Here is a 16,980-nt window from a genome sequence, read left to right as displayed (position 1 = left end):
TATAATTTGATATTATAAGGTATAAGAGCATAGCATAGCATAGCATAGCGTGTGCTCTTATACTTTTTAAAAACAAATTTACTTTGTAATTTAGGTATACTTGAAAATATAATAAAATATAAGTTATGAAAGCAATTTTTAAAATTTTAATAGTTTTTACAACGCTGTTTTTAGGCAATATAATTTTTGCTCAAACTTTTAAAGCTAAAGATGATACTTCACTTAGAATTTCTAGTTTTAACACACAAACTTCTCAAGAAAATTTTTTACTAAATCAACGTAATGTTGGAAGTGAAAACTTAACTACAGATAGTAATTCTGTTTATGTATTACAAGTAGGTGATAATAATAATTTAAGAAGTAATGTAAAAACATTAGAGAGTAATATCGTTATTGTGCAAAAAGGTGATCAAAACAACGCTTTTTTAGAATTAAATAGTGTTAAATTAACGGAAACGGTAGTACAAATAGGGGATAATAATACATTTTTAGATTATAACTTACTAAAATCAGACGTAAGGAATACAGAAATTAATCAAACAGGGGATAATCAAAACTTAACAATGCATGGATCTAATTCTTTATCAGAAAAAATGAAAGTATCAATGCAGGGTCAAAATCAAAGTATTATTATAAGAAATTTTTAAAAACAAAAATGTTATGTTTTTATTTAGAATAAAAATAATAATAGCAACAATTATTGTATTTCTTTTAACAATTATTGGAGCTTATTCTCAGACTTATAATACAGAGGTGGAAGCAAAGCTGTTAATTAAAGAAGAAAGTGGTAATCTAAAAGTAACTGGAATTGCACTTAATAAAACATCGATAACAAAAAAATTAAGTTATAAATTATCGGTATTTAAAACAGATTCTAATAAAAATAAATCTAATAATAAACAATCTGGTTTATTTACTGTAGGTCCAAATCAAGAAAAAGATTTATCCTCAACTTCATTAAATTTTAATAAATCAACAAAAGTTATTCTTCTTCTTTTAATCTATGATGCCAATCAAGATATTGTAGGAAAGGATAGGGTTGTGTTAAATGATGATAACGAAAATAATATAGGGGTGATACAAGAGATTGCTAATAAGGTTAATAATACGGCAACAAAATTGTCTGCACCAATAATAAACGAAGATTTTGAAGCTAAAATTGGCACAGAGAATAAAAATGGAGTATTAATAATTAACGGTACCGTTTTTAATAAAACAGAAATAACAAGTAGTTTAAAATATAAGTTTACCATTTTTAATACAATCGAAAGTGAAAATAACATAGAAGAAGAAAAAGATAGTCGGTTTATATTATCTGCAAATGAGAAAGTTATTTTATCGTCAATGATTATTAAAATAAATGAAAATGAAAAAAAAATAGCTGTTCTTTCTATATATAATTTAGATGATATTTTAGTCGCAGAAGATAAAATAGTGTTTAATGAAGGTTTTGAAGATGAAGTTGATAGGCAAAAAGAATTAGATAAAAAGTTAAAGCAAGAGCAAGAAGCTTCAAAAGATCTCAGTGTAAAAGCTATAGATGGCGTAGAGTTAAGAGGTATTGTTGTAGAGGATACTAAAACAAAACCAGGTAGAGACTTCTATAAGTTATTTTCTTCATTATATACGAGAAACAATATTGATGGTAATGAGGTGGTAAAAATTAAAGAAGTTTTAGCTATTGGAAGAAATACCAAAATTGAAGTTATTGTAGGAGATGATGTGGTGTTTTCGTTTTTTGTAAGACCTAGTATAGATTATTTAACAAAAATAAATGATTATGCCATTATTAAAGTATATAGGCACTTTAAAAATTCAGAAAAAGAATCTAAAACAATTAAATACTACTAAAAAGATATGAAAAGAAATTTATTAATTATATTATTCTTAACCGGATATGTATGTGTAGGTCAGCAGCTTTCTTATAAGCCTATAAATCCTGCTTTTGGTGGTGAAACGTTTAATTATCAATGGTTATTAAATTCTGCAAACGCACAAAATTCTTTTAAAGACCCTAGTATTGCTCTAGGAGGAGAAGAAGGTTCGTTAGCTGAGTTTTCAGAATCGTTAAATAGGCAAATACTAAGTCAGTTGTCTAGGTCTTTGTTTAATACGCAATTAGGGGAAGATTTAAAAGAAGGTAATTTCTCTTTTGGTAGCTTGGCTTTAGAAATTTATGACTCTGCAGAAGGTTTGGTTGTTAATATTTTAGACACAGACACTGGAGAGCAAACACAAATTATAGTACCTAACTAATATCTTAATCACTTATATGTTAAATTATAGATATACTATTATACTACTGTTATTCTTTACTAGTTGTGGCTCTTTTTATAATCAACCTTTTGAACAAGAACGAGCAAGATTAGGAGAAACGACAGTGCCAACTCAGAAGTTAAAAAAATTCCCTTTGCCACAGGAACCTATAGTAGCGGCCGTATATAATTTTAAAGACCAAACAGGTCAATACAAAGCTATAGAAAATGGTAGTACTTTTAGTACTGCAGTTTCACAAGGAGCTACCACAATGTTAAATAAGGCTTTAGAAGATTCTAATTGGTTTACAGTTGTAGAAAGAGAGAACCTTAGTAATCTTTTAAATGAAAGAAATATAATAAGGTCTACTAGAGCAGAGTTTACAAAGAATAATAAAGCGCAAACGAATACTCCTAATTTGCCTGCTCTTTTATTTGCTGGAGTACTGTTAGAAGGAGGTGTTATATCTTATGATACAAATATAATTACTGGTGGTGCGGGAGCTAGATATCTTGGTATTGGCGGTTCAACAGAATATAGGCAAGACAGAATTACTGTGTATTTAAGGGCGGTTTCTACATCTAATGGAAAGATCTTGAAAACAGTATATATATCTAAAACAATCTTATCTCAGGCATTAGCGCTAAATTTATTTAAGTATGTTAAGTTTCAAAGGTTATTAGAATCTGAGGTTGGCTTTACCAAAAACGAACCTGTTCAATTAGCTGTTAAGGAAGCTATAGATAAAGCGGTAGAAAATTTAATTATAGAAGGTATTATTGATGGGTTTTGGGCGCCTGCTGGTGGTGAAGAAGTAGTAGATTTTGTAAAGAAGAATTACAAGAAAGAGCAAGAGGAGGCAAAGTTAACAGAGTTGTTTAATAGAAAAAAAGAGCATAGGCGAGGTAAAATAGGTGTAGGACTTGTGGGGGGAGTATCTAAAATTGTTGGTGATTATTCTGATGCAGAGTTTGGTTTTGGGGCTGATATGTTACTCAAATTCATGTTAAATAAATCTAGGTTTGCATTTTCTATAGGACTAGGTTCTAGTACGCTTTCTAATAAAAACATATTTGAAAAAAGAATTTATGATTCTAATGTAAATTTTGAATACTATTTATTACCCTATGATAAAATTACTCCTTATGCATACATTGGTGTTGGTTCAATTTCAACTAAAAATTTAAGTGATAATTACTTTAAATATCAATATGGTATTGGTTTAGAGTATTTTGTTACAGATAAATTAGGGTTGATTTTAAGAGGTGAGCAAAATATTATATCAACAGACAACTTAGATCTTTTGGTTAGGGGAGAAAAAAACGATAAGATTTGGAATGTTAGGGCTGGAATTAATTTTTATTTTTAAAAAACAAAATATATTAGTATGAAAATTTTACAAAAAATATTAGTTCTTATAACTCTAGTTTTAATTTTTAGTTGTGGTGAAGAGACTACTTTTGGTGTTGTAGAGTTTGGCGAAATAACAGGAAGGGTTGTAAAAGCTAATAGTTTTGAGCCTATAGAGAATGCCAAAATTACTTTATCTCCAACAAATAATACAACATTTACAGATGCTAACGGAGAGTTTTTTTATGAAGAAGTGCCTGTAAATGAATATTCGATTGAAGCTTCAAAAGAAGATTTTTTAACTAGTTTTGAGCCCGTTTCTGTAGAGGTAGATGCTACAGTAAACATAGTCTTTGAAATGCAGGGAGAGTCTACACTTAATATTCCGCCAACAACTCCGGTGTTAATATTGCCAATTGATGGTGCAGTAGATATTGATAGTTCAGTAGAGTTGGTTTGGTCTTCTTTAAGTGTAGATGATGATGAATTAACGTATAGATTAGAGATTAAAAATGATTTTGATAATAATGTAATTCAAGTTCAAAATCTTAGTGATACAACTTATGTGGTTCCTAATTTAAAATTTGGAGGTAAGTATTTTTGGCAAGTAGCAGTAACAGATAATATAAATTCTGAAGTGCTAAGTGCTTCAAATTCATTTACAGTTAAGGGTGATCCAAAGAATAGGTATACTTACGTTAGGGTTGAAGGGGGGAATAATGTAATTTATTCATCAAGTTTAGATGAAGATTTTAATGAAATTAATACTATTAAATTAACAGAATCTAACTCAAATTCATGGAGACCTAGAAAAAATAATACTGTAAATTTAATAGCTTTTTTAAGATTGTATAACAATGAGGCCCATATTTTTACCATGAAACCAAATGGATCGGAGGTAAAAAGAGTAACTTCCGATATCGCTGTTAATGCTTTTGATTTGAATGAAGTAGATTTCTCTTGGTCAACAACGGGTGATCAACTTATTTATCCGAGTTTTGATAAGTTATATCTGATTAATAAAGATGGTAGTGGTCTTCAAATGATATATAAAACAACAAATGGACACTTAATTACCGAATGTGATTGGAGTAATGACGGTACTAAGATAGTGTTAAGAACAAATAATTCTGATGGTTATGATGGTGCTATTTATACTATTGATATGAGTGGGAATGTACTAAATACAGTTGTCTCTGCAAATGTTGGTGCTTTAGGCGGCTTAAATTTGTCTGTAGATGGTAACTTATTAATTTATACTAAAGATGTAAGTGATTTTCAATCATCAAATTATAGAAGATTGAATAATAAAGTTTTTAAGTATAATTTTTCTACAATGACCGAGACAGAAATGATTATTTCTAAACCGCCAGGAACAAATGATTTAGATCCAAGATTCTCGCCTAATGAGGCTGAAATAATTTATGTAAATACATCTAACGATGGTATTTCGGAAAAGAAAATATTTACATCTCCAATTGATGGAGATAATCGTAGAGAAGAAATTTTTACAGAAGCAATTATGCCAGATTGGGAGTAATTAAAACTGAAATATAAATAAGAAAGAACCAAATGATCAAAAATCATTTGGTTTTTTTATGATGCCACATAAAAGAAAGTTAAATTTGCAGCAACAACAACACAACAACATGAGTCAAGAAGTTTCTAAAAGATACGCACAAAGAGGTGTTTCGGCATCAAAAGAAGATGTACACAATGCAATTAAGAATATAGACAAAGGCTTGTTTCCTAAAGCATTTTGTAAAATTGTTCCAGATTATTTAACAAACGATGATGATTATTGTCTAATAATGCATGCGGATGGAGCGGGTACAAAATCTTCTTTAGCCTACATGTATTGGAAAGAAACGGGTGACATTTCTGTATGGAAAGGCATTGCTCAAGATGCTTTAATCATGAATATTGATGATTTATTGTGTGTTGGAGCAACAGATAATATTATGTTGTCTTCTACAATCGGTAGAAATAAAAGTAAAATTCCTGGAGAAGTTTTATCTGCAATTATAAACGGAACAGAAGAATTAATCCAAGACTTAAAAGGTTTTGGGGTTACCATTCATTCTACCGGAGGAGAAACTGCCGATGTTGGTGATTTAGTTCGTACTATTATTGTAGATTCTACCGTAACGGCAAGAATGAAACGTACCGATGTTGTAGATAACGCAAACATAAAAGCAGGTGATGTAATTGTTGGTTTAGAATCTTTTGGACAAGCAAGTTACGAAACTGAATACAATGGAGGAATGGGGTCTAACGGATTAACATCAGCAAGACACGATGTTTTTCATAAATATTTAGCAGAAAAATATCCAGAAAGTTTTGATGCTGCTGTTCCTGAAGAGTTAGTGTACTCTGGTAATACAAAATTAACAGACAAGGTAGAAAATTCTCCTATCGATGCTGGTAAATTAGTATTGTCACCAACAAGAACGTATGCGCCAATTATTAAAAAAATATTATCTAATTTTTCTTCGGATACAGTACACGGAATGATTCATTGTTCTGGTGGAGCTCAAACTAAAATATTACACTTTGTAGATAATTTACATATTGTAAAAGACAATATGTTTCCAATTCCACCATTATTCAAATTGATACAAGAGCAATCTAAAACAGATTGGAAAGAAATGTATCAGGTTTTTAACAGTGGTCATAGAATGGAAATTTATGTAACTCCAGAAATTGCAGAAGATATCATCGCTATTTCTAAATCTTTTAATGTAGATGCAAAAATAGTTGGTAGAGTAGAAGCTTCTGAAACTAAAAAATTAACAATTACAAGTGAGTATGGTGTATTTGAATATTAAATACAAATTCATTCTTAAATTATAATAAAACTAAAAACTCCAAATACTTTTAAAAGTATTTGGAGTTTTTAGTTAACTAATATGTTTTTTGTAGTTACTTATTCTATTTCGTTTTTAGACAAAAACTCTAAAATGAGTTTTGCTATTTCTCTTGTTTTTTCTTCTGCAGCAAAATGACCTGCATCCAATAAGTGCAATTCAGCATTTGGTAAATCTTTTAAATAAGCTTTTGCACCATTAGCGTTAAATTTTAAATCTTTTTTTCCCCAAGTAATTAATGTTTTTGGTTGATTTTCTTTCAACATTTTTTGCCATTTAGGGTATCTAATCAAATTGGTGTTGTAGTCTTTAAATAGCTGTACCTGAATTTCTCTGTCTTTTTTAGATTTTAGAAATGCTAAATCGTGTGTCCAAGCATCCGGACTTTGAATATTGATATTTGTAGCGTCTAAATCAAATACATATTGCTTGTTTATTATAGCATCTTCACTTGTTAAACTATATAAAAAATCATGCTTTTCCTGCGAGGTGTCTGTTTGTGCTGATCTAAAAAAATCTTGTCGTTTAGGCGTTAAACCTTCCAAATAAGCATTGGCGTTCTGAACAATTAAAGCTTCTATTCGTTTTGGATTTTTCGTCATCATTCGATATCCAACAGGAGCACCAAAATCTTGCATGTACATCACATAGTTTTCAATTTGAAGTGTATCGATAAGCTTTTCTGTATAAGTTGCCAACAAATCAAACGTATACGTTGTAGTTTCAGGATCTAAATGTGTGCTATAACCCGAGCCTAAATTATCTGGAGCAATAACATGGTAATTCGTCGCCAACATAGGAATCAGGTTTCTATAACTATGTGATGAAGAAGGGTAACCATGTAGCAACACAATTGTCGGATTACTTTTATCTCCAGCTTCTCTATAAAATAGTTTTATACTATCAATTTCTGCATAATTATGCGTTGTAGCTGGTGGTAAAAAGAACTGCTTCTCATGTTCTTTTGATGTATTTTTACACCCAAATAAAAAGGCTATGATGACTAAAATTAACGTAAATTGTTTCATACGGTATTTCTATTTATTTAGGTTTCTCATGAAAACTCTAATGTTTTCAATAATAGCATCACCATCTTCTTCTAAAGCAAAATGACCGGTATCGTAAATGTTGTAATCTATGTTTTTTACGTCTTTTTTAAATGCTACGGCACCACTTTCAGGAAAAAAGGCATCATTTTTACCCCAAACTATTAATAGTGGTGGCTGATTATCTCTTAAATATTGTTGCCACTTTGGATATAGTTTTACATTATTCTGATAATCATAAAACAAATCTAAATTTACGGCATGTGCATTTGGTCTAGACAATCTTAAGAAATCTAAATTATAAGTATCAGGGTCTACAGTCTCAGAATCTCTAACACCGTGTGTGTATTGCCATTTTAAACCCTCTAAAGAAAAAGCAGGTAATAAAGCATCTTCGGTTTCTTTAGTTCTATTTTTCCAAAGTGCTCTTATTCCAGCCCAAGCTTCACCTAAACCTTTTTCATAAGCATTTCCGTTTTGGTTTATGATTGCTGTAATTCTTTCGGGATGCGCTGTTGCTAATCTAAAACCAATAGGAGCACCATAATCTTGAATCATGATTGCATAAGAATCGATTTTTTTTTGCTCTAAAAATGAATCTACAACCACTGCAATATTATCAAACGTATATTGAAACGTTTCAGCATCTGGAAAATCACTGTTACCAAAACCAGGATAGTCAGGAGCGATTAAATGAAACTCGTTAGATAATTGCGCTAATACTTTTCTGTATTGATATGAAGATGCAGGAAAACCATGTAGTAAAACAATGGTTGGGTTATTTATATTTCCTGCTTCTCTATAGGCAATGTTAATTCCATTAACTTCTAATGTTTTATATTTTAAGGTTGATTTTTGATTTTCACCAATAGCTAATGAAGCATTATTCATTTCAGATGTTACCTCCTCTTTACATGAGCTGAAGAGTAAAACGATACTTAAGGCTAGGACTAGGTTTTTCATAATTTAAATTTAAGTCTCAAATTAATTTTGAGAGAATTGAATAGAAGAGGTCATCTAAAAAGAAATGAATCTTGTCATGCTGAACTTATTTCAGTGTCATAATTTGTTGATATTCAGGTTTGAAATAATCTGAAATAAATTAAGATTGACAAAAATTTACTTTTTAGATAGCCTCTTTCTTATTTTTTTAGTTTCTACCAGCCATAACACCACCATCGGTATCCCAAATAGCACCTGTTACCCAGGCAGCTTTGTCTGATAATAAGAAAATGATACTATTAGCAATATCTTCCGATTCTCCAAAACGACCTATAGGGTGAAAACCATTAAAGCCAACCAATGCTTCTTTAGCAGCTTCTTCACCTCCAAAAACACCATGATACACAGGCGTGTTTACTAGGGCTGGAGATACCGCATTTACACGAATATTATCCTCAGCTAATTCCATTGCTAAATGTTGAGTTAAGGAATGTAAACCAGCTTTTTGCATAGAATATGCAGAAGAAGGTGTTGCTTTTATAGCTTGTTTTGCCCACATAGACCCTACATTTACAATAGACCCTCCATTTGTAGCTTTCATTTTTTTAGCAGCGCTCTGTGTAATAAAAAAGAAGCCTCTGTTTAAATCTTGATAAGAATTGTAATCTTCCATAGTATGATCTAAAAATGGTTTAGGACCAAAAATTCCTGAAGCATTTACTAAATAATCTAAGTTATCTAAACCATCAATTTTAGCTATTAAAGCATCAACTTCAGTGGTGTTAGATATGTTTGCCTTGTGTTTAATTAAGTTGATTGCATCGGCAATTTTATCCGTATCTCTTCCTACAACATGTACTGTTGCACCACCTTCTAATAATGCATTTGTTGTTGCATTACCAATACCACTTGTTCCGCCAATTATTAAGGCTACTTTGTTTGCAAATTCTTTCATTTTATTTATTGTTTTATTATTAATTAATTCCAATTTGGTTTTTTCTCAATTAAGTATCCGTCGGAAACATTGCTTCCTTCGAATGAGTTTTCTTTGGCTTGAATTACGATAAAAGAGAAAGGTGCATCCGAATTATTTCTGATAGCCCTTTCTGTATCTGTTGCAACTCTTACAATCGTCCCTTCTTTTAGATCTACATAATTATCATTGAGAAGTAATTGACCTTTCCCTTTAACGGCGATATATATTTCTTCGTTCTCTTTGTGTTTATGAAGGAGTGGAATTGCAGTGTGTGGTTCCATTGTATTAAATGATATTTCTGAGCTGGTTAATCCTAGCTCATCTTTTACAAACTTTTTACCATCTAATTTAAAATCTGGACTTGGTTGAAATACATTTTCAGTGAGATTTGAGAATTCACCTAATTCTAGCTTTGAATACTCTCTTGATATTTTGTTTTCTTTCATTATGAATTGTGGTAAAAAGACAGACAAGTCTGTCTTTTATGGGTTAAAATTTTTTAAGTTATTATTTTTTCACATAAATTTTTAGCCTCTATAATAGGCCAATCCTTTTGATGTAAGTGGCTTTCTCCTACCGCACTTTCGTAAAGTAAGTAAATTTGTCTTGCTAGTGAACTTACTTGTTCTCTTTTAACTTGCTCTAAATTGTTAGTAATTAGTTTTGTTATAAGTGCAATAAACTCGTTTTTTTGAGATTGAATTTCATTCCTAATAATCTCATTATCTTTTGGTATTTCTGAAACCGTTTTAATACACCAACATCCATTAAAATCTTTATCTTGATAAAATAATCGAAGGAAATCGAATATCGCTAAGATTTGATCTGTTCCTTTTGGTTTTGATGTGGTGAACTTTTCAAAATCTTCAATAAAATTAATATTCTTAAATTGAAGATAGGCCAAACAAATCTCTTCTTTAGATTTAAAATGATTGTAAAGCGTGGCCTTAGCAATACCAGTTTCTGCAATAATTTGGTTTATACCTGTAGAATTATACCCATTCTTATAAAATAAAAATGAGGCTGTTTCAGTAATTCTATTTTTTACTTCACTATGTTTCATACTGCAAATATATAATAAAATACTTAAAACAGACAAGTCTGTCTATTTTTTTATTGAATAACTTAATTGATTACTACTATTTATAAATAAATAGATTGCTTTTGAAGTTACGTTTAAGTATTCTAAAAGATAATACTTGTTTAGAATCATTATAAAAACATAAAACTTTATAGTTTTCCGGAGTTTAAAATATTGCTTACTGAAAAGTCGAAAAAGGGTGTTATTTAAGTCTTTTTTTATGATTAAAAGTCCTTTATTTTTTATACAAATGGTCTAAATAAATTTTAAAATGCTGATTTTTAGTGATGTCATTTTACGTAATAATAATTTAGTAAAAATAAATTTATTTGTTAACTTTTTTGTGTTGATAAGTTTTATTTAGTTGATTTTTAGTTGTTTAATTTTATTTCTTGTAAACTTTATGATAATTGTCATCTTTTAGGTTGTACATTTGTGGGATATTTATCCGACAAAAAATAATCTAATTGCTGTATAATACAATGAAATCTTCTACAATACTTACTCCAACAAAAACATATTCTAGAGAGGAAGCTTTAAAAGCTGCTCTTAACTATTTTAAAGGCGATGAATTAGCTGCAAGTGTGTGGTTAAATAAATATGCTTTAAAAGATTCTGCTGATAACATTTACGAAAGCACACCTGATGAAATGCATCAAAGAATTGCTTCGGAAATTGCAAGAGTAGAGCAAAAATATATCAATCCGTTAACGGAATCAGACATTTTTGAGGTGATAAAAAACTTTAAATATATTGTTCCTCAAGGAAGTCCGATGGCAGGAATTGGAAATCCTTTTCAAATTGCATCTTTGTCTAACTGTTTTGTAATTGGTAACAATGGCGAATCAGATTCCTACGGAGGAATCATGAAGATAGACCAAGAACAAGTACAGTTAATGAAACGTAGAGGTGGTGTTGGACATGATTTGTCTCATATCCGTCCTAAAGGATCTCCAGTAAAAAATTCTGCATTAACATCAACAGGAATTGTCCCTTTTATGGAGCGTTATTCAAATTCTACTAGAGAGGTTGCGCAAGATGGTAGAAGAGGAGCGTTAATGTTATCTGTTTCTATCAATCATCCAGATGCAGAAGATTTTATTGATGCAAAACTAGAGCAAGGCAAAGTTACTGGAGCAAACGTTTCAGTAAGAATTGACGATGTGTTTATGAAAGCCGTAAAAGGAGATGGAACGTACTTGCAAAAATATCCCACGTTTAGTGAAAACCCTTTGTATACCAAAGAAATTGAAGCTACTAAAATTTGGAAGAAAATTGTACACAATGCATGGAAATCTGCAGAACCAGGAATTTTATTCTGGGACACGATTATCAATGAGTCTGTGCCAGATTGTTATGCAGATTTAGGGTATAAAACGGTTTCTACAAATCCTTGTGGTGAGATTCCTTTATGTCCGTATGATTCTTGTCGTTTATTAGCGATGAACTTGTTTTCTTATGTAGAAAACCCGTTTACAAAAAAAGCTGAATTCAATTTTGAATTGTTCAAAAAACATATTGTGGTTGCGCAAAGAATGATGGATGACATCATTGATTTAGAATTAGAAAAAATTGATGGAATTTTAGCAAAGATTGATGCAGATCCAGAAGAGGAAGTTGTAAAAGCAACTGAAAGAAATCTGTGGATGAATATCAAGCATAAAGCAGAGGAAGGTAGAAGAACAGGGATAGGGATTACTGCTGAAGGAGATATGTTGGCTGCTTTAAATATTCGTTATGGAAGTGAAGAAGGAAATACTTTTTCTACTGAAGTGCACAAAGTATTAGGAGTTGAAACCTATAGAGCTTCTGTAAATTTAGCAAAAGAAAGAGGTGCGTTTGCTATTTTTGATGCAGACAGAGAAAAAGAGAATCCTTTTATTTTAAGATTAAAAGAAGCAGATAGTAAACTGTATTATGAAATGTTAGAACATGGTCGTAGAAATATAGCCTTGTTAACGATTGCTCCAACAGGAACTACTAGTTTAATGACACAAACATCGTCTGGTATAGAGCCTGTTTTTATGCCTGTATATAAGCGTAGAAAAAAGGTGAACCCAAATGATAAAGGGATTAGAGTAGATTTTGTGGATGAGGTTGGCGATTCTTGGGAAGAATATGTTGTTTTTCATCATCGTTTTAAACAATGGATGGAAGTAAATAATATCGATTCTTCTAAGAATTTTACGCAAGAAGAAATTGATGAATTGGTTAAAAAATCTCCATATTACAAAGCAACTTCCAATGATATTGATTGGAATAGCAAAGTAGAAATGCAAGGAGCTATCCAAAAATGGGTAGATCATTCTATTAGTGTTACTGTTAATTTACCAAATGATGCAACAGAAGAATTGGTTGGTGAATTGTATTTAAAAGCGTGGGAAGTTGGTTGTAAAGGGGTAACCGTTTATAGAGATGGTTCTCGTTCTGGTGTTTTAATTTCGGCAGATGATAAGAAAGAAGTTACAACTACAAATTTTTCTAAGAAACGTCCTCAAATTTTAGAAGCAGATGTGGTTCGTTTTCAAAATCAGAAAGAAAAATGGATTGCTTTTGTAGGTTTAGTTGATAACAGACCTTATGAAATTTTTACAGGATTAACAGATGATGAAGACGGAATTTTAATTCCGCGTTGGGTAGACAAAGGCTTGATCATTAAAAATAAAAACGAAGAAGGACTTACTAGATACGATTTTCAATATCAAAATAAAAGAGGTTATAAAACAACGATAGAAGGGTTGTCTCATAAGTTTAATCCAGAATTTTGGAACTATGCAAAACTAATTTCGGGAACTATTCGTCATGGAATGCCAATTGATAAAATTGTAGAATTGATACAAAGTTTACAATTCGATTCTGAATCTATCAGTACTTGGAAAAACGGAGTACAACGTGCTTTAAAACGTTATGTAGAAGATGGTACGGAAGTAAAAGGACATACTTGTGGTAATTGTAATTCTACAAATTTAATTTATCAAGAAGGGTGTTTAACCTGTAAAGATTGTGGTTCTTCTAAATGTGGATAGAAATTTAGAGCTATTCAAAAAAAAACTCCAAATACATTTAATGTATTTGGAGTTTTTTTTGATTGAAATTTTAGTTTTTATGATTTCTATGCCTCATTTTAACGTTTGTCATTAAAGAGGTATCAAAATTTAAAGTGAGTTCTTTAGATTTTATAATCACTTAATTGTCTATATTTCTTACACTTCTTACATAATTATAAACATATCTTACATCTCCTTGTGGACCAAAATAATCGGGATAATTGTCTGCATTACCACTCTTAGGATCGCTTCTTTGGCATCCTGCGCCATGTACATCCATTAAAACACCTTCCATTTTTCCTTGTCCTTCTCCAAAAGCAATATATACAGCGCCAGAATATGGAGTAACACCGTCTAAGTGCGTAGTTCCTGTCCAAAAATAAGGATATTGACCGCTATTATTATTGGGGTCAATAATTGCTGTTGTTTCAAATATAGGGTCTATTGCTGGTGAGTTAGTAGTTTGCGGAGATCTAGAGTAATCTACAATACTTTGTAATTCTTTAGCATTAGGCAATCTCCAATCAGAATAATTGGCCAATTCTAAATTCTCAGAATAGCTTAAAGATGTTTTCCAATCCATTCCAATACCATTGTCAGATTTTTGCCACATTAAGCCGGTAGCGGTATCGCTTATGGTACCATCTCCATTGTCAATAAAATTATTTTTACCATAGTCCATGTTTCCTCTTACCATTCTAAAATACATAGTATTTGGGGTTTCGGTACCTGCTTTATATTTAGGATATCCTTTAATACGGCCATCTACAAAATTAACTCCAAATACAGTTTCATCTCCATTCATAGTGAGACCCACGTAGGTTGTAGAAGACCATGTTTGAGCATCAATTTCTCGTTCTCCGATGTTTATATTTCCTAGTGGTTGATTAAAATAATTGGTATCTATAAAGAATGCAACAGCTTTTTGACCTTCTACTTGACCTGTAAATAAAATTAAGGAATACAGTTCTTTTAAAGTAGGAACTCTCCAATCATTATATTCACCTAATGTAGCTTGTTCAGCTTTCGTAAAAGCAGTTTCGTAGCTAATTTTTTCTCCCATATCTTTTTCCCACATTAAACCTGTTACATTGTCTGTAATAGTACCGTCTCCGTTATTTGTGTAAGAGGGGTGGTTTCCTGTATAGTTAGCATCTTGTCCGTAGAAATCTTCGTGTATGCTTACGGATGAAATGGTGTTTACATCTGTGTAAAATGTGGTTTCTTCAGTGTCAACGATAGGGTAAGGATAAGCTAAATTAGGAGTTGTTTCTGCTGTGTCCGTTGTGTCTGTTAAATAGTCATTGTTGTTGCTACATGCCATTGTAGTTAGTAAACAAAAAATAAGGAGTCTGTTTTTTTTCATGATGCCGAATAAATTTTACTTTTTAATATGACTCTTTTTATTTGGCAACGTTTAATTAGAAAGTAAGAAAAATAACAAATAAATTTAAGTTTTATTTGTACGTTTTTTTATAGTGTTGTCTCTCGGTATTTTTTTATTTTAATATGTTAGAAATCGCTTTCTGTAAATCTTCTTTAAGTTGATAATTCATAATGTTGTTTTTAGAAAATTTTTGATTGAGTTCAATCTCAATTCCGATATAGTTTTCTTTAAAACGCTTTCTTAAATGCGTTGTAAATCCATCTGCTTTTCCGAGATAGGGATAATTAAAGCGTAGATGCCAATTCGGATTTATAGTATGCAAAGCTTCTTTAAGTTGTAAAGCTGTCTTTTTTTCTTGTTGGTTTGATGAATCGTATAAAAGACCAATATCACAATTTCTAATACGATCATTTAAAATAGGTGTAAACGAATGTATAGAAAGGTGTACAACAGTATTTTGGTTGGTAATAAGTGTTTCAATTTCATTCTCTACGTTATTTCTATAGCTGTTATAATATGTTTTAATGAGGTCTTTTTTCTCTAAATTCGATAGGTGTTTTGTGTATTCTGAAAACAAGTTTTTATGCCAAAGCGATCTGTTTAGCTCTATTAATAATCTACTCGTTGTGCTATAATTAGTATAAATTGCTAAGTGCTTTAGCGCGTTAAAAACATCTAAAGCACCTAAATCAAATCCTTTGTGTGTATTTAAAATTTCTTTATTATTAAAAAGAATCTGGAACTTTTCTGGAATTTCATTTCCACCATGTTCGCAGGTGATTACTAGTTTCATTCCTAATTATTTGGAATAAAAAGCGTGTTGGTTTCTAAACAATCTGCTAATTTGTTGTAGGTATTTATAATGTTTTCTTCAGAAAAATCATTGCTAAGAGCATTTTCTATTCTTGTTGCCAATGTTCCGTGTTTAAAGATAATTTGCAATGCTTCTTTATAGTTTTCAGAAATATTTTCTTTTACCAATTCAAAAAGATGTTTCCAAACTTCTTTAACGGTGTAATCATCAGAAAGATTAAAAAGAGCTAAGTATTCTTTATTGCTGATTTTACAATTTTCCCCGACCTTAATAATTGGGTTTAAAATATTGAATAAATCTTGCTCGTTCCAGCTTTTTTGAATTTCTAAACTCGCTAATTTTCCGTTGACCAATTGTTTTAAAACTTCAATAATGAACGCGCAAATAGCTATATCTGCCTTTGGGCATTCTTGTATGTCTACCAATCTAATTTCGATGGCATTTCTATCAAAACGAGCAATGGCTCCTCTAGAATTTAGAAAATGATGATCTAAAATATTGTTGGTGTCGTGTTTTTTTATTTTTGTCTTAATAGGATCAAAAATAGCTTTATGATAATCCGATTTAGAAAAAACTTGCTCAGGAATAACCTTACCAGTCATTTCCGGAATCTCTTTTTGGTTGGTTTTGTAGTACTCTAATCGGGTGTCTTTAAAACCTGTAAGTTTGCCTTCTAAAATAGGAGAACTAGCACATAAGCCCGGAATTAAAGGTAAAATAACACGAATTGCAGCATGTAGTTTTTCAAACTCAACATCATCATAAAAAGGTAAATTAATATGCGTACTTTGTACATTAGACCAACCGTGACCTTTACAGTTGAAAATTCGGTTATATAACTCGTACACCTCACTATAACTATGTTTCCATAGTTGTGTGTCTTGCAAAGGATTCATTAAAGGATGGCAAGCCGTTGGTAATAATTTTGTGTTCAACGGTTTTAAAATAGCATTAATTTCTAGAAGGTTTTTATGAAATTCTTCCGATAAGTTGGTAAGATCTGCTGTAGGTCCGTTTGTTTTTATTTCCACAACATGTGCAACCAATTCGTTGCTCCAGGCAATGGTTCCATTATCAATATCAGAAGTAAGTTCTCCATTCTTTTTTGTCAATAAAACATCTACAATTGGTGCAACTTTAAAAGAGGAGTTATTAATTAACATGTATTCTAATTCGATACCAAAAACCTCAAACAATTTATATTTTGTTCCCAT

Annotated in this window: 15 protein-coding genes; 7 read left to right on the top strand and 8 right to left on the bottom strand. The window is 30.9% G+C overall.

The window, feature by feature from the left end; all coding sequences use genetic code 11:
- Positions 1-125: 125 nt before the first annotated feature.
- The 6 genes from H0I29_RS02695 (at position 126) to H0I29_RS02670 (ending at position 6,434) form a co-directional block, all read left to right on the top strand.
- A complete protein-coding gene (locus H0I29_RS02695; RefSeq protein ID WP_218754329.1) occupies positions 126-647 on the top strand; it encodes a hypothetical protein in 522 nt (173 codons plus the stop codon).
- Between the two features lie 13 nt (positions 648-660).
- Positions 661-1,851, top strand: coding sequence for a CsgE family curli-type amyloid fiber assembly protein (locus H0I29_RS02690; RefSeq protein ID WP_218754328.1), 1,191 nt, complete (start codon positions 661-663; stop codon positions 1,849-1,851).
- A gap of 6 nt (positions 1,852-1,857) precedes the next feature.
- A complete protein-coding gene (locus H0I29_RS02685; protein WP_218731290.1) occupies positions 1,858-2,256 on the top strand; it encodes a curli production assembly/transport component CsgF in 399 nt (132 codons plus the stop codon).
- Positions 2,257-2,272: 16 nt separating this feature from the next.
- Positions 2,273-3,625: a CsgG/HfaB family protein gene (locus H0I29_RS02680; protein WP_218754327.1), complete on the top strand. Its 1,353-nt coding sequence runs from the start codon at positions 2,273-2,275 to the stop codon at positions 3,623-3,625.
- A gap of 18 nt (positions 3,626-3,643) precedes the next feature.
- Complete coding sequence (locus H0I29_RS02675) at positions 3,644-5,146, top strand: carboxypeptidase regulatory-like domain-containing protein (protein WP_218754326.1); 1,503 nt, start codon at positions 3,644-3,646, stop codon at positions 5,144-5,146.
- 109 nt (positions 5,147-5,255) lie between these two features.
- The gene (locus H0I29_RS02670) at positions 5,256-6,434 is read left to right on the top strand and encodes an AIR synthase related protein (RefSeq protein WP_218755182.1); all 1,179 of its coding nucleotides are present in this window, start codon (positions 5,256-5,258) and stop codon (positions 6,432-6,434) included.
- Positions 6,435-6,532: 98 nt separating this feature from the next.
- Here H0I29_RS02670 and H0I29_RS02665 read toward each other — a convergent pair whose 3' ends face one another.
- From H0I29_RS02665 to H0I29_RS02645, 5 genes are all read right to left on the bottom strand, one after another.
- Positions 6,533-7,501, bottom strand: coding sequence for an alpha/beta fold hydrolase (locus H0I29_RS02665; protein WP_218754325.1), 969 nt, complete (start codon positions 7,499-7,501; stop codon positions 6,533-6,535).
- Positions 7,502-7,510: 9 nt separating this feature from the next.
- Positions 7,511-8,482 carry an alpha/beta fold hydrolase gene (locus H0I29_RS02660; protein ID WP_218754324.1) on the bottom strand — a complete coding sequence of 324 codons (972 nt, stop codon included), beginning with the start codon at positions 8,480-8,482 and terminating at the stop codon, positions 7,511-7,513.
- A gap of 187 nt (positions 8,483-8,669) precedes the next feature.
- Positions 8,670-9,416, bottom strand: coding sequence for an SDR family NAD(P)-dependent oxidoreductase (locus tag H0I29_RS02655; protein ID WP_218754323.1), 747 nt, complete (start codon positions 9,414-9,416; stop codon positions 8,670-8,672).
- Between the two features lie 23 nt (positions 9,417-9,439).
- Positions 9,440-9,883, bottom strand: a complete 444-nt coding sequence (locus H0I29_RS02650) for a cupin domain-containing protein (protein ID WP_218754322.1) — start codon at positions 9,881-9,883, stop codon at positions 9,440-9,442.
- Between the two features lie 53 nt (positions 9,884-9,936).
- On the bottom strand, positions 9,937-10,500 hold the full coding sequence (locus H0I29_RS02645) for a TetR/AcrR family transcriptional regulator (protein ID WP_218754321.1): 564 nt from the start codon (positions 10,498-10,500) through the stop codon (positions 9,937-9,939).
- A gap of 500 nt (positions 10,501-11,000) precedes the next feature.
- Between H0I29_RS02645 and H0I29_RS02640 the strand changes: the two genes are divergently transcribed.
- On the top strand, positions 11,001-13,544 hold the full coding sequence (locus tag H0I29_RS02640; RefSeq protein WP_218754320.1) for an adenosylcobalamin-dependent ribonucleoside-diphosphate reductase: 2,544 nt from the start codon (positions 11,001-11,003) through the stop codon (positions 13,542-13,544).
- Positions 13,545-13,704: 160 nt separating this feature from the next.
- On the opposite strand, the gene H0I29_RS02635 is transcribed toward H0I29_RS02640, so the two are convergent.
- The 3 genes from H0I29_RS02635 to H0I29_RS02625 all read right to left on the bottom strand — a co-directional run bounded on the left by H0I29_RS02635 (position 13,705) and on the right by H0I29_RS02625 (position 16,980).
- Positions 13,705-14,931 (bottom strand): DUF1566 domain-containing protein, encoded by a 1,227-nt coding sequence (locus tag H0I29_RS02635; protein WP_218754319.1) that lies wholly within the window; start codon positions 14,929-14,931, stop codon positions 13,705-13,707.
- Between the two features lie 133 nt (positions 14,932-15,064).
- Complete coding sequence (locus H0I29_RS02630) at positions 15,065-15,745, bottom strand: N-formylglutamate amidohydrolase (RefSeq protein WP_218754318.1); 681 nt, start codon at positions 15,743-15,745, stop codon at positions 15,065-15,067.
- Between the two features lie 2 nt (positions 15,746-15,747).
- Entirely contained in the window at positions 15,748-16,980 is a 1,233-nt protein-coding gene (locus tag H0I29_RS02625) for a glutamate-cysteine ligase family protein (protein WP_218754317.1), read from the bottom strand.

The organism is Polaribacter sp. R2A056_3_33 (assembly GCF_019278485.1).
Lineage (GTDB): Bacteria > Bacteroidota > Bacteroidia > Flavobacteriales > Flavobacteriaceae > Polaribacter.
The sequence above is the reverse complement of the archived record's forward strand: the minus strand, read 5'-3'. Positions and strand labels throughout refer to the sequence as shown.